This is a genomic window from Cellulosimicrobium sp. NPDC055967 (genome assembly GCF_042269845.1).
Classification (GTDB): Bacteria; Actinomycetota; Actinomycetes; order Actinomycetales; family Cellulomonadaceae; genus Cellulosimicrobium.
Window position 1 is genome coordinate 55,991 of record NZ_JBHJYJ010000004.1, and the last position, 13,618, is coordinate 69,608.

The window sequence follows — 13,618 nt, forward strand, 5'->3', positions numbered from 1 at the left end:
TTGACCCCTCGACCGCCGCGTCCTATCGTCTGTTTTCAACAGGTGATGAATTCGACCCCGTGCCGAGGCGCGGCCAGGGCCGGGGAGGCATCGTGCGCGCGATGGTCGTCAAGGAGTTCCGCGAGCTGCGCCGGGACCGGCGCACGGTCGCGATGCTCGTCGGGATGCCGCTGCTCCTGCTCGTCGTCTTCGGGTTCGCGGCGAACTTCACGGTCGAGACGCTGACTGTCACGGCCGTCGGCCCCGGTGCCGAGCAGGCGGTCGCGGCGATCGAGGCGAACCCGGCCGCCGCCGACGCGCTCGACGTCGTGAGCGTGGACCCCGCGGGGACGGACGCCGACGCCCGCGCCGCGCTGCGCGACGACCGCAGCGACGTCGCGGTCGTCGCGCCGGCACCCGGGGACGAGCGCCCGACCGTCTACGTCGACGGGTCCAACCTGTTCGCGGCGCAGTCGGCGAAGGTGCTCGTCGCGTCCCTCGGCGACGCCGTGGACTCGGAGATCCTCTTCAACCCCGACCTCGACACCTCGTGGGTGATGGTGCCCGCGCTGATCGGCCTCATCCTCACGTTCATCGGGACGATCATCACGTCGATCGGTCTCGTCAAGGAGCGCGAGGCGGGGACGTTCGAGCAGCTCGCGGTGATGCCGCTCGGTCCCGCCGCGGTGATCCTCGGCAAGATCACGCCCTACTTCCTGCTCGCGTGCCTCGACATGGTCGCGGTGACGTTGCTCGGCACGTGGATCTTCGACGTGCCGTTCGCGGGACCGGTGGCCCCGTTCGTGGTGGGAGCCGCGCTGTTCCTCTTCGTCGTGCTGGGCATCGGCGCGCTCATCTCCACCGTGTCGCAGACCACCGGGCAGGCGGTGCAGGTCGCGCTCATGACGATGCTCCCGCAGGTGCTGCTCTCGGGCATGATCTTCCCGCTCGACGCCATGGCGGCCGGGGTGCGCTGGATCGGGTACCTCCTGCCCCTCACGTGGTTCACCGAGGTGTCGCAGGGGGTGATGGTCCGCGGGGCGTCGTGGTCCGCGCTGTGGCTGCCGCTCGTCGTGCTCGCGGTGATGGCCGTGGTCGTGTTCGGGCTCGCCGTCCTGCGGCTCTCGCGCGAGCTCTCGCCCGCGCGGGAGCACCGCCGACGCCGACCGGCCGCACCGGCGCCCGCGACGCCCGCCCCGAGCGGAGCGGCCCGGTGACCTGGGGCACGCGCGGTCTCGACGTCACCTTCCGCCCCGGGCACGGGCACGTGGTCCGCGCCCTCGCGGGCGTGGACCTCGACCTCCCGCGCGGCCAGGTCACCTCGGTCGTGGGAGGCGACGGGGCGGGCAAGACCACGCTGGTGCGCGCGCTGCTCGGGCAGGTGCCGGTCGACGGCGGCACCGTGGACGCCCCGGCCCGCGACCGGGTCGGCTACCAGCCGTCGTCGAGCGGGGTGTGGCCCGGGCTGACCGTGGCGGAGAACGTCGAGCTCGTCGGCGACGCGTACCGCGTGCCGGCCGCCCGCCGGGGACGACGCGCGGACGAGCTGCTCGGGCGCGCGGGGCTCGCCGAGGCGCGCGACCGGCTCGGGTCGCAGCTCTCCGGGGGCATGCGGCAGAAGCTCGGCGTGTGCCTCGCGATGCTGCACGAGCCGGACGTCCTGCTCCTCGACGAGCCGAGCACCGGGGTCGACCCCGTGAGCCGCGTCGAGCTGTGGCGGCTCGTCGCCGAGTCGGCGGCGTCCGGCGCAGCCGTCCTCGTCACGACGACGTATCTCGACGAGGCCGAGCGCGCGGCCGACGTCGTCGTCCTCGACGCGGGCAGGGTCCTCGCCGCGGGGACGCCCGACGACGTGCGTGCCGCCGCCCCCGGCCGGGTCACGGTCGCGGCCGTCCCGCCCGCGGACGCGGCAGGCCGCTCGTGGCGACGCGGCCGGACCGTCCGCACGTGGTGGCCCGACGGCTCGCCCTCGCCGTCCCGGGACCCCGTGGACCCCGACCTGGAGGACGCCGTCGTGGCCCTGACGCTCGGTCGCGGCACGCACGGCGCAGACGACGCGCACGGCACGGAGGACGCCGCTGACGACACCGCGAGCCCGGCGTCACCCCGCACGGGCCGGCCTGCGGCGGCCGCCGCCGGGGCGGACGCTCCTCTCGTGCGGGTCGACGGCGCCGAGCGGCGGTTCGGGGACGTCAGGGCCGTCGACGACGTCTCGCTCGTCGTGCGCCCCGGCGAGGTGGTGGGCCTGCTCGGCGCGAACGGCGCGGGCAAGACGACGCTCCTGCGCATGGTCCTCGGCCTCGACCGGCTCGACGGCGGGCGCGTCGAGGTCCTCGGCGCACCGCCGGACCGCGCGGGCCGCCGGGCGGTCGGCTACGTCCCGCAGGGCCTCGGGCTCTCCGGCGAGCTGAGCGTCGAGGAGAACGTCGAGTTCGTGGCGGCGGTGTACGGGGTGCGGGACGTGCCCGCGCTGCCGTCGGCGCTCGCGGCCGTCCGCCGTCGGCCCGTCGCGGAGATCGGGCTGGGGCGTCGGCGCCAGCTCGCGTTCCACTGCGCCCTGCTGCACGCGCCGCGTCTCCTCGTCCTCGACGAGCCGACGTCCGGCGTCGACCCGCTCGCGCGGGCGCGCGCGTGGGACGCGATCCACGCGCAGGCCGACGCGGGCGTCGGCGTCCTCGTGACGACGCACCACCTCCAGGAGGCCGAGCAGTGCGACCGCCTGCACGTCCTGTCGCGCGGGCGCTCCGTGGCGTCGGGCACGGTCGCCGACGTCGTGGGCGGCCGGGAGGCGGTCGTCGTGCGGTCCCGGGCCTGGCAGGCGGCGTTCGCGGCGCTCGACGCCGCAGGCCTGCCCGTCATGCTCGACGGCCGCGCGGCGCGCGTGGCGGGGACGCCGCCCGCGACGGTCCGGCACGCGCTCGCCGCGGCGGGCGTCGCCGCGACGTGCGACGTCGTGCCCGCGACGCTCGAGGAGACCATGGTGCTCGTGGACCGCGCGGCCGCGACCCGGGCGGGAGCGGCGTGACCGGGCGGCGGGGGCGGCGCCCGGGCAGGTCCGACACGCGGTCCGACATCCTGTCCGCCGCGCGGGACGCGTTCGCGGAGCACGGCTACGACCGTGCGACCGTCCGCGACATCGCGGCCCGGGCGGGCGTCGACGCCGCGATGGTGCACCACTGGTTCGGGACGAAGGAGAAGCTCTTCCAGGCAGCCGTCGACGTGCCCTTCGACCCGCAGGAGCTCCTCCTCGACGGTGCGCCCGACGACGCGGCGCGACTGGGCGAGCACGTCGTGCGCACGCTGCTGCGCGCCTGGGACTCCCCGCGCGGGCGGGTCGCCCTCGCGCTCCTGCGCTCGGCCACGAGCTCCGAGCGGGCGGCGCGGATGCTGCGCGAGTTCGTGCTGGCCCGGGTCGTGCGGCCGACCGTCGCGCGGAGCGAGGCGGACCCGCACCGGGCCGCGTGGCGCGGCGCGCTCATGGCGAGCCAGCTCGCCGGGCTCGTCGTGGCGCGGTACGTGCTCCGGGTCGAGCCGCTCGCGGGGGCTCCGGCGGAGACCGTGGTCGGGGCGGTCGGCCCGACGATCCAGGGCTACCTCACCGGTCCGCTCCCGGGCGCCGTGGCCGAGCCCGTCCCTGGGCCCGGGAACGTTGAGATTTCAACTGAGAGGCATGTTGCGCCGTAGGTGGTCTGTCTGTAGGTTGAGGCCCGCCGGCCGAGGCTCGGCGCGGGGCCAAGCGCGCAGGGGGAGCTTGGCGTCGAGCCACGGCGGCCCGTCTCAGACGCCCACGAGGACGCGGGTCGTCCCCTCCAGGTTCGTCCGGTCGCGCAGCGCGCGCCCCAGCCGACGGAGCGCGTCGTCGTCGGCGAGGAGCCCGGACCAGTCGTCCGGGTCGTCGCTCGGCGCGTCCCCCCGGGTCTTGCGGATCGCGGCGACCTGGAGCTGGTAGGCGAGGATCACCTCGCGCGGGCTCCCCGGCACGGCGATCCGCACGTGGTCCACGTCGTCGCGGCGCGAGTGGAGGGCGAGCGTGGCGAGCCCGTCGAAGATCTCGATGGTCCGGTGGTACTCGTCCACCGCGGCGCTCGACCCGCGCAGACCGCCGTCGCCCACGACGGCCCGGAGGAACGTGTGCAGGTAGCCGAGGTCGCGGCGGCGCTCGCGCGCGAACGCGGCGGACGACGCGAGCTGGCCCACGATGCCGGCGGTGAGCAGGACCGTCGCGGTGAGCACGAGGTACCGGGTCCGCAGGCCGAGGACCAGGTACGGCTCGGTGCTGCCCGGCTCGTGCTGCACCATCGCCACGAAGCTCACGAGGGCCCACGCGACGGCGACGACCGCGCCCGCCCCAGCCACGTCCATGCCCCAGCGCAGCCGGAGCGGCCGGTGCGAGCGCGTGCGCAGGCAGGAGACGGCGAAGGTCGCGGTCGCCGTCAGGAACGTTCCGTAGTAGAGCGCCCAGTAGCCCCACATGAGGGGACGGTCGTGGACCTGCGCGTCGAGGTCGTGGGTGGCCCACGGTCCGCTCGCCACGGCGAGGGCGACCATGGCGGCCCCCACGCCGGTGGCCGCGAGCGCCACGTGCCGGGTGCGCGGAGCCCGGCCGGTGGTCGCGCTGTACGCCCAGACGCCGACGAAGAGGCAGCCGGTGACGAGCGCGACGTGCTTGGCGACCTCGTGCGTCCCGGCGGGGGCGTGCTCCTTGAGGAGGTCGGCCACGACCGGTGCCCGCAGCGCGTTCGCGACCGCGACGAAGCCCAGGCCGAGGGGGAGCGCCGCGTCGGCGCGCGTGCGGGCGCGCAGGCCGGTCCACACGGCCGCGGTGGCGAAGAGCGCCACGGCGAGGACGTCGAGGGCGTGGTTCACCGGTACAGCTCCAGGGCCGTGAGCCGGGTCGCCGAGCTGCCGTGGGACGCGATCGAGATCATGAGCTCGCTCGCGAGACGCTCGACGCGCAGCTCGTCGGGGTCCTCGTACCCGTCGCGGCACGCGCCGACGCGGGGGGCGCCCGCGGTGGCGGCCGCGTCGAGGACGTGGACGAGCTCGTGCGCGACGACGTGGTCGCGGTGCGGGCCGGGCAGGGTCTGGCGCGCGTCGACGAGCACGAGGTCGCGCTCGGGGAAGGCGAGCCAGAGCCCGCTCACGCCCGGGCCGAGGTCGCCCTCGACGACCTCGAGGGGCCGGCCGCGCACCGCCGCGACCAGACGGCAGGCCTCCTCGAGGCTGCGTGCGCGGTCCAGGCCCGCGGCGCGCAGGAGGTCATCCACGGCCGTCGTCCGGCGCGGGCGGAGTCACGGGAGGCAGCTGCTCCAGGCGTCGCACGCGGTCGACGATCTCGATGATCGCCCGGACGTTCTCGGGCGACAGGCCCTGGGCGCGCAGCGCGAACTGCTCGACGCCCTCGTCGGCGAGCGCGGCCCGGAGGCGGTCGTCGGGGTTCTCCTCGGGGTCGACGAGGCTGCCCGTGCTCACGTGGAAGAACGCGGCGATGCCCTCGACGACGCGCAGGCTGGGGGAGGTGCGGTGCCCGCCGCGCAGCGCGCTGAGGTACGCCTCGTTGATCGAGTACCCGCGTTCCGTCATCCAGTGGGCGGCCTCGCGGTTGGTCACGGGTCGCCCGCCCCGCCCGCGTGCGAAGAGCTCGTTGAGCCGGCGGCGGAAGACCCGCGCCGTCCGCTCACCGGGTGCCACGTCGTCGTCCATGGCGACGATTGTGACAGGCCTCGGCCGCGGGCGGCACGCGATGGCGCGCGTGCACGACGCCGTGGCTCCCGTCGCGGGGCGTCGCGGGCACGGGTAGCGTTCCGCACGGGCGCGGGACGGTCCGACGCCCGGCGCGGGACGCGCGCACCACCACCCCCGAGGGAGCCGACATGAGCGAGCAGACACCGAAGGACGAGGGGGGCCTCGGCGACCTTCTCGGCAAGGCGAAGGAGTTCCTCACCGACGACCGGATCGACGACGTGGCGGAGAAGATCAAGTCCGTCGCTCCGGACTCGGTCGACCAGCACGTCGACACCCTGGCCGAGAAGGCCAAGGAGGCGAACGACTGACCTGCGGGTCGGTACGATCGAGGGGCGCCGTCCACGACGGCGCCCTTCGTGCTGTCGGGCAGGGCCCGCCGGCCGCAGGACCTCGACCGGGCGCGCGCCGCGCGCCTCCCGCCAGCAGATCGGAGCACGGACGTGTCTGACGTCGTCTCGTCACCCCTCACCATCACCCTCGACGCCGAGGAGACCACGGTGACGACGGGCACGACGGGGACGGACCTGTTCGCCGCTCGTCGCGACGTCGTCGTGATCCGCGTCAACGGCGTCCTCAAGGACCTCGACACGCCGGTCGCGGACGGCGACGTGGTCGAGGGCGTGACCGTCGACTCGCCGGACGGGCTCGCGGTGCTGCGGCACTCGGCCGCGCACGTGCTGGCCCAGGCGGTCCAGCAGGTGAACCCGGACGCGAAGCTGGGCATCGGCCCGCCGATCACGGACGGCTTCTACTACGACTTCGACGTCGAGACGCCGTTCACGCCGGAGGACCTCAAGGCGCTCGACAAGGCGATGTCCCGGATCATCAAGGAGGGCCAGACCTTCCGTCGCCGGGTCGTGACCGAGGACGAGGCGCGGGCGGAGCTCGCGCACGAGCCGTACAAGCTGGAGCTCATCGGGCTCAAGGGCGGCACGGCCGACGACACCGAGGGCGCGAGCGTCGAGGTCGGCGGCGGCGAGCTGACGATCTACGACAACGTGCGCGGCGCGGGCCGGGAGAGCGAGACCGTGGTCTGGAAGGACCTGTGCCGCGGCCCGCACCTGCCGAGCACGCGCCTGATCGGCAACGGCTACCAGCTCATGCGCTCCGCCGCCGCCTACTGGCGCGGCAGCGAGAAGAACCCGCAGCTCCAGCGTGTCTACGGCACGGCGTGGCCGACCAAGGACGAGCTCAAGGCGTACCTCGAGCGTCTTGCCGAGGCCGAGCGGCGCGACCACCGCCGCCTGGGCAACGAGCTCGACCTGTTCTCCTTCCCGGAGGAGATCGGCTCGGGCCTGCCGGTGTTCCACCCGAACGGCGCGACGATCCGCATGGAGATGGAGGAGTACTCGCGCAAGCGGCACGTGGAGGCGGGCTACTCGTTCGTCAGCACGCCGCACATCACCAAGGCGAACCTCTTCCAGACGTCGCGCCACCTCGACTGGTACGCGGACGGGATGTACCCGCCCATGCACCTCGACGAGGAGCTCGACGACGAGGGCAACGTCAAGCGCGCCGGCCAGGACTACTACCTCAAGCCGATGAACTGCCCGATGCACAACCTCGTGTACCGCTCGCGCGGGCGGTCGTACCGCGAGCTGCCGCTGCGGCTGTTCGAGTTCGGCACGGTCTACCGGTACGAGAAGTCGGGCGTCGTGCACGGGCTCACGCGCGCCCGCGGCTTCACGCAGGACGACGCGCACATCTACACGACGCGCGAGCAGATGCGCGACGAGCTGAGCTCGCTGCTCTCGTTCGTGCTCGACCTGCTGCGCGACTACGGGCTCGACGACTTCTACCTCGAGCTGTCGACGCGCGACCCCGAGAAGTCGGTGGGCGACGACGCCACGTGGGAGGAGGCGACCGAGGTCCTGCGCCAGGTCGCGACGGAGTCGGGCCTCGAGCTCGTCGCCGACCCGGGCGGCGCGGCGTTCTACGGCCCCAAGATCTCGGTCCAGGCGAAGGACGCGATCGGCCGCACGTGGCAGCTCTCGACGATCCAGCTCGACTTCTTCGAGCCGGAGCTGTTCGAGCTCGAGTACACGGCGTCCGACGGCACGCGCCAGCGCCCGGTCATGATCCACCGCGCGCTGTTCGGCTCGATCGAGCGGTTCTTCGGCATCCTCGTCGAGCACTACGCGGGCGCGTTCCCGGCGTGGCTCGCGCCCGTCCAGGTCGTCGCCGTCCCGGTCGCGGAGCCGTTCAACGACTACGTGGCCGACGTCGTCGCGCAGCTCAGGGCCCAGGGGATCCGCGCGGAGGTCGACTACTCCGACGACCGCTTCGGCAAGAAGATCCGCAACGCGAGCACGCGCAAGGTCCCGTTCGTCCTCATCGCGGGCGGCGAGGACGCCGAGGCGGGCGCCGTGTCGTTCCGGTACCGCGACGGCCGCCAGGACAACGGCGTGCCCGTCGCCGAGGCGGTCGAGCGCATCGTCTCCGCCGTCCGCGACCGTGTCCAGGTCTGACGGCGCGTGAGCGACGAGCGCACGGGGTCGCCCGCCGCGGCCCGCCCCGCCGCCGCGGGCGGCGCCCCCCACCCCCGGTCCGGGCCCCGGCGGGGCGGGGGCGTGCGGGCCGCGCCCCGGGGGCCGCCGCCCGCGGCGGCCCCGCCGGGGGCGGGCGGCGCCCCCGACCCCGGGTCCGGGGCGACGGTCGAGCTCCCGGGCTCCCACCCGCGGTTCGACGACGGCCTGGACCGGCTGTGGACGCCGCACCGCATGGTGTACATCGGCGGGCAGGACAAGCCGGCGGACGACTCGCGCGGGCAGTGCCCGTTCTGCCGCGTCCCGGACGGCTCCGACGAGGACGGGCTGGTCGTCGCGCGCGGCGAGACCGCGTACGTCGTGCTCAACCTCTACCCGTACAACCCGGGCCACCTCATGGTCGTGCCCTACCGCCACGTGTCGGACTACACGGACCTCACCGAGGCGGAGACGCTCGAGGTCGCGCACCTCACGCAGACCGCGATGCGCGTCGTGCGCGGGGTGTCGGCACCCGACGGGTTCAACCTCGGCATGAACCAGGGCGCCGTCGCCGGGGCCGGCATCGCCGCGCACCTGCACCAGCACGTGGTGCCGCGCTGGGCGGGCGACGCCAACTTCCTGCCGATCGTCGCGCAGACCAAGGCCGTGCCCGAGCTCCTCGGTGACACCCGGGCACGCCTCGCCGCCGCCTGGCCGGACGTCCCGGGGCCGGGCGTCGCGGGTCGGCCCGCGGACGGGGAGGACGCCTGATGTTCGGCCGCCTGCGCGCGCTCACGACGCGCCTGTTCACGCCGCTCGCGGCGCTCCTGCTCCGCCTGGGCGTGAGCCCGGACGCGGTGACCGTCGCCGGGACGCTGGGAGTCGTCGTCGGCGCCCTGTGGCTCTTCCCGACGGGACACCTGTTCGCCGGGGTGATGGTCGTCATGGTCTGCGCCTTCGCCGACGTGCTCGACGGCGTCATGGCGCGCCGCGCGGGCCGGTCCGGCCCGTGGGGCGCGTTCCTCGACTCGACGCTCGACCGGCTCGCGGACGCGGCCGTGTTCGTCGGCCTCACGCTGTGGTTCGTCCGGGCGGACGACCCGCGCCTCACCCCCGACCTCGCCGCCTGGGGGACCGGCGCCGCGCTCGCGTGCCTCGCGCTCGGCGCGGTCGTGCCCTATGCGCGCGCCCGGGCCGAGAGCGTCGGGATGACGGCGCAGGTCGGGATCGCGGAGCGCGCCGACCGGCTCGTCGCCGCGCTCGTCGCGGCGGGGATCGTCGGCCTGGGCGTCCCGCCCGTCGTGCTCGTCGTCGTCCTGGGCCTGCTCGCGCTCGCGAGCGCGGTCACGGTCGTGCAGCGCGTCGCCACCGTGCGCCGCCAGGCCCTCGCGCTGGCGGCCGCGCGCCCCGCGGAGAAGGAGGACGGTCGCTGATGGCCCTCGACGCCGGCAAGGCGTTCACGTTCGCCTGGCGCAACGCGCGCAAGGTCCCCGAGCCGGTCCTGCGCGGGCTGTTCACCGCGATCGCCGACGTGACGTGGCTCCTGCGCGGCGGGGGAGTGCGCCAGCTCGAGCGCAACCTCGCGCGCGTCCGCCCCGAGCTCGCGCCGCGGGCCCTGCGCCGGCTCTCGCGCGCCGGGATGCGCTCGTACATGCGCTACTACCGCGAGGCGTTCACCCTGCCCGCCTGGGGCCCCGAGCTCGTCCGGGCACGCGTCCGGGTCGTCGGGCTCGACAACCTCGCACGGCACCTCGACGGCGACCGGAGCCCGGTGCTGGCGCTGTCCCACCAGGGCAACTGGGACCTGGCGGGCGCGTACGCGACGCCGAACATCGCGCCCGTGCTCACCGTCGCGGAGCGGCTCGAGCCGGAGGAGCTGTTCGAGGAGTTCCTCGCGTTCCGGAACTCGATCGGCCTCGAGATCCTCGCCCTCGGCGACGGCGACGTCTTCCGCGACCTCGTCCGCGGCGCGAGCAGGCCGGGGCGGATCATCCCGCTGCTCGCCGACCGCGACCTCACGCACCGTGGTGTGGAGGTCGACCTGTTCGGCCACCGCGCGCGCGTCGCCGCCGGCCCCGCGGCGCTCGCCGTGACCACCGGCACGCCGCTCGTCCCCGCGGGCATCTACTACGAGCGCCTGCACGGTGCGCGCCGACGCGCCGCCCGTTCGCCCTGGGGCCTCGTCATCCACTTCTTCCCGCGGGTCGAGGTCGCGCCGGACGTCCGCCGCGCCGAGCGGGTGGCCGCGGCGACCCAGGGCTGGGTGGACGCGCTGAGCGTCGCGATCCGCGAGCACCCCGAGGACTGGCACATGCTCCAGAAGGTGTTCGTCGACGACCTCGACCCCGCGCGGTACGCCCGGACCCGGGCCGCCGCGGGTGAGCAGGACGCGGAGCGGGTCGCATGAGCCTGCGCGTGGGGATCGTGTGCCCCTACTCCTTCGACGCACCCGGCGGGGTCCAGTTCCACGTCCGCGACCTCGCCGAGGCGCTCATCGCCCAGGGCCACGACGTCTCCGTCCTCGCCCCCGCCGACGACGACACACCCGTCCCGGAGTACGTGACGCCCGCCGGGGGCGCGGTCCCGGTCCGGTACAACGGGTCGGTCGCGCGCGTGACGTTCGGCCCGCGGAGCGCGAGCCGGGTCCGGCGCTGGCTGGAGGCGGGCCGGTTCGACGTGCTCCACATCCACGAGCCCGTGAACCCCTCGCTGAGCATGGTCGCGCTGTGGATCGCCCAGGGCCCGATCGTGGGGACGTTCCACACCTCCATCGTGCGCTCCCGCGCGCTCCAGGTCGCCTACCCGCTCGTCCGGCAGAGCCTGGAGAAGATCGACGCCCGCATCGCCGTCTCGGAGGACGCGCGCCGCACGCTCGTCGACCACCTCGGCGGGGACGCCGTCGTCATCCCCAACGGGGTGTACGTCGACACGTTCGGGTCCGCGCCCGCGAACCCCGCGTGGCAGGGGACGCCGGAGGCGCCCACCATCGGCTTCCTCGGTCGCCTCGACGAGCCCCGCAAGGGCCTGCCCGTGCTCGCCGCGGCGATCCCGGCGATCCTCGCGAAGGTCCCCGGCGCGCGGTTCCTCGTCGCGGGCCGCGGCGACGACGGCCGCGCGGCCGCGATCGAGGCGCTGGGGGAGCACGCCGCGTCCGTCGAGTTCCTCGGCGGCGTGAGCGACGAGGACAAGGCGAGCATGCTCGCGTCCGTCGACCTGTACATCGCGCCGCAGACCGGGGGCGAGAGCTTCGGCATCGTGCTCGTCGAGGCGATGAGCGCCGGCGCGTGCGTCGTCGCGAGCGACCTCGGCGCGTTCCGCCGCGTGCTCGACGACGGCGCCGCGGGGGCGCTGTTCGCGGTGGGCGACCCGGACGCGCTCGCCGCCGCGGTGCTCGACGTGCTCGCGGACCCGCCGCGGCGCGACGCCTACCGCGCCCGGGCCGGCGAGTTCGTCCGGCGCTTCGACTGGTCCGCCGTGACCGCGCAGGTGCTCGCCGTCTACGAGACGGTGCTCGCGGCGTCCGAGGCGGTCATCCCGGTCCACGAGGACCCGCGCTCGCGCCGGGGCGGTCGCCTCCTGGGCCGGGCGCGCGACGACGAGGGGGCCCGCCCGTGACCTGGTCCGAGATCACCGTCCTCGTCCTCGTGGTCGCCGCGCTGGTGGCGTGGGTCCTGTGGGTCGCCGCGTCGCGGCTCGACCGGCTGCACCGCAAGGTGATGGCCTCGCGGCTGGCGCTCGACGCGCAGCTCGTGCGCCGCGCGTCGGCCGCCGTCGACCTGGCGGCCTCCGGCGAGCTCGACCCGGCGAGCTCGGTGCTCGTCGCCGAGGCGGCGCACGCCGTCCTGGACGACGACGACGACACGCGCCGGCTCGCGGACCAGGTGCCCGGCCTGGCGGGCGGCGAGGGGGCCGACGAGGGGACACCGCCCCGGCGCCTCCTCGGCGGCATGGCCGAGTCCCGCGCGCTCGCCGAGAGCGACCTCACGGCCACGCTGCGCTCGGCCCTCGAGGACGCCGACGACGTCGCCGAGCTCCGGTCCGGTCCCGTCGGCGACGAGCTGCTCGGCACGCTCTCCGCGGCCTGGTACCGCGCCCAGCTCGCGCGCCGGTTCCACAACGAGGCCGTCGCGCAGGCGCAGCGGGTGCGGCGCAAGTGGTGGGTGCGCCTGTTCCACCTCGCGGGGCACGCGCCGATGCCGGCGACCGTCGAGCTCGACGACGCCGCACCCGAGGTCGTCGTGCGCCCGGCCGCGTCGGCGGCGACGCCGGACTGACCCCCTCCCGGCGGGTGCCCGCGCGCTCCGTGCGTGCCCGCGGGCCCGGTCGGGTGGACGCCCCGGCGATAGGATGGGAGCGCGTGGGAGCATGTGCCGTCGAGCCTGTTCGACGGCGTCCGTGCGTGTGCGCGCGACGTTCCCCTGACCTGAAGGTGTGAGGTACCGGTGACCAACGTGGCCGACCAGAACGTCCCTGCCGAGAGCGCCCCGGGCGCAGTGACCGCAGAGGGAGCCGGCGTCGTCGGCACCGCCAAGGTCAAGCGCGGGATGGCCGAGATGCTCAAGGGCGGCGTCATCATGGACGTCGTCACGCCCGAGCAGGCGAAGATCGCCGAGGACGCCGGCGCGGTCGCGGTCATGGCGCTCGAGCGCGTCCCCGCGGACATCCGTGCGCAGGGCGGGATCTCGCGCATGTCCGACCCCGACATGATCGACGGCATCATCGAGGCCGTCTCGATCCCGGTCATGGCGAAGGCCCGGATCGGCCACTTCGTCGAGGCGCAGGTCCTCCAGTCGCTCGGCGTGGACTACGTCGACGAGTCGGAGGTGCTCACGCCCGCCGACTACGCCCACCACATCGACAAGTGGCAGTTCACGGTCCCGTTCGTGTGCGGGGCGACGAACCTCGGCGAGGCGCTGCGCCGCATCACCGAGGGCGCGGCGATGATCCGCTCGAAGGGTGAGGCCGGCACGGGCGACGTCTCCAACGCGACGACCCACATGCGCACCATCCGCGCCGAGATCCGCCGCCTCGCCTCGCTCCCGGAGGACGAGCTGTTCGTCGCGGCCAAGGAGCTCCAGGCGCCGTACGAGCTCGTCAAGGAGGTCGCCGCCACGGGCAAGCTGCCCGTCGTCGTGTTCACCGCGGGCGGCATCGCGACGCCGGCCGACGCCGCGATGATGATGCAGCTCGGCGCCGAGGGTGTCTTCGTCGGCTCCGGCATCTTCAAGTCCGGCAACCCGGAGCAGCGCGCCGCCGCGATCGTCAAGGCGACGACGTTCTACGACGACCCCGACGTGATCGCCAAGGTCTCGCGCGGCCTGGGCGAGGCGATGGTCGGCATCAACGTCGACGAGCCGGCGCGGTCGATCCAGTTCGCCGAGCGCGGCTGGTGACGGAGCGCGCCACGGGCGGGCCGTCCGTCGCCGTGC

At 75.0% G+C, this 13,618-nt stretch carries 14 protein-coding genes; 11 read left to right on the forward strand and 3 right to left on the reverse strand.

The window, feature by feature from the left end:
• The first annotated feature begins 101 nt into the window (after window positions 1–101).
• Genes ACFC2L_RS06895 through ACFC2L_RS06905 form a run of 3 tightly spaced genes read left to right on the forward strand, consistent with a single transcriptional unit; the run spans window position 102 to window position 3,663 of the window.
• Window positions 102–1,196, forward strand: a complete 1,095-nt coding sequence (locus ACFC2L_RS06895; protein ID WP_375823805.1) for an ABC transporter permease — start codon at window positions 102–104, stop codon at window positions 1,194–1,196.
• Window positions 1,193–3,004: an ATP-binding cassette domain-containing protein gene (locus ACFC2L_RS06900; protein WP_375823540.1), complete on the forward strand. Its 1,812-nt coding sequence runs from the start codon at window positions 1,193–1,195 to the stop codon at window positions 3,002–3,004. The genes ACFC2L_RS06895 and ACFC2L_RS06900 overlap by 4 nt, the downstream gene beginning before the upstream one ends.
• Window positions 3,001–3,663 (forward strand): TetR family transcriptional regulator, encoded by a 663-nt coding sequence (locus tag ACFC2L_RS06905; protein WP_375823541.1) that lies wholly within the window; start codon window positions 3,001–3,003, stop codon window positions 3,661–3,663. Before ACFC2L_RS06900 ends, ACFC2L_RS06905 begins: the two co-directional genes overlap by 4 nt.
• A gap of 93 nt (window positions 3,664–3,756) precedes the next feature.
• Here the strand turns inward: ACFC2L_RS06905 and ACFC2L_RS06910 are convergent, their stop codons facing one another.
• The 3 genes from ACFC2L_RS06910 to ACFC2L_RS06920 are packed head-to-tail and all read right to left on the reverse strand — an operon-like array spanning window position 3,757 to window position 5,682.
• Window positions 3,757–4,845: a hypothetical protein gene (locus ACFC2L_RS06910; protein WP_375823542.1), complete on the reverse strand. Its 1,089-nt coding sequence runs from the start codon at window positions 4,843–4,845 to the stop codon at window positions 3,757–3,759.
• Window positions 4,842–5,246, reverse strand: coding sequence for a hypothetical protein (locus tag ACFC2L_RS06915; RefSeq protein ID WP_375823543.1), 405 nt, complete (start codon window positions 5,244–5,246; stop codon window positions 4,842–4,844). The genes ACFC2L_RS06910 and ACFC2L_RS06915 overlap by 4 nt, the downstream gene beginning before the upstream one ends.
• A complete protein-coding gene (locus ACFC2L_RS06920; protein ID WP_375823544.1) occupies window positions 5,239–5,682 on the reverse strand; it encodes a hypothetical protein in 444 nt (147 codons plus the stop codon). Before ACFC2L_RS06920 ends, ACFC2L_RS06915 begins: the two co-directional genes overlap by 8 nt.
• A 170-nt stretch (window positions 5,683–5,852) precedes the next feature.
• Here ACFC2L_RS06920 and ACFC2L_RS06925 point away from each other — a divergent pair, with 170 nt between their 5' ends.
• The 8 genes from ACFC2L_RS06925 to pdxS all read left to right on the forward strand — a co-directional run bounded on the left by ACFC2L_RS06925 (window position 5,853) and on the right by pdxS (window position 13,582).
• Complete coding sequence (locus ACFC2L_RS06925; RefSeq protein WP_141388065.1) at window positions 5,853–6,032, forward strand: hypothetical protein; 180 nt, start codon at window positions 5,853–5,855, stop codon at window positions 6,030–6,032.
• Window positions 6,033–6,164: 132 nt separating this feature from the next.
• On the forward strand, window positions 6,165–8,192 hold the full coding sequence (gene thrS / locus ACFC2L_RS06930; protein WP_375823545.1) for a threonine--tRNA ligase: 2,028 nt from the start codon (window positions 6,165–6,167) through the stop codon (window positions 8,190–8,192).
• A gap of 102 nt (window positions 8,193–8,294) precedes the next feature.
• Window positions 8,295–8,960: an HIT domain-containing protein gene (locus ACFC2L_RS06935; protein WP_375823806.1), complete on the forward strand. Its 666-nt coding sequence runs from the start codon at window positions 8,295–8,297 to the stop codon at window positions 8,958–8,960.
• Window positions 8,960–9,622, forward strand: coding sequence for a phosphatidylinositol phosphate synthase (gene pgsA / locus ACFC2L_RS06940; RefSeq protein ID WP_375823546.1), 663 nt, complete (start codon window positions 8,960–8,962; stop codon window positions 9,620–9,622). The genes ACFC2L_RS06935 and pgsA overlap by 1 nt, the downstream gene beginning before the upstream one ends.
• Window positions 9,622–10,596, forward strand: a complete 975-nt coding sequence (locus tag ACFC2L_RS06945; protein ID WP_375823547.1) for a phosphatidylinositol mannoside acyltransferase — start codon at window positions 9,622–9,624, stop codon at window positions 10,594–10,596. The genes pgsA and ACFC2L_RS06945 overlap by 1 nt, the downstream gene beginning before the upstream one ends.
• A 2-nt stretch (window positions 10,597–10,598) precedes the next feature.
• Window positions 10,599–11,804 (forward strand): glycosyltransferase family 4 protein, encoded by a 1,206-nt coding sequence (locus ACFC2L_RS06950; RefSeq protein ID WP_375823807.1) that lies wholly within the window; start codon window positions 10,599–10,601, stop codon window positions 11,802–11,804.
• Window positions 11,801–12,463, forward strand: a complete 663-nt coding sequence (locus tag ACFC2L_RS06955; protein WP_375823548.1) for a hypothetical protein — start codon at window positions 11,801–11,803, stop codon at window positions 12,461–12,463. The genes ACFC2L_RS06950 and ACFC2L_RS06955 overlap by 4 nt, the downstream gene beginning before the upstream one ends.
• Before the next feature lie 177 nt (window positions 12,464–12,640).
• Entirely contained in the window at window positions 12,641–13,582 is a 942-nt protein-coding gene (gene pdxS / locus ACFC2L_RS06960; protein WP_375823808.1) for a pyridoxal 5'-phosphate synthase lyase subunit PdxS, read from the forward strand.
• Window positions 13,583–13,618 lie beyond the last annotated feature (36 nt).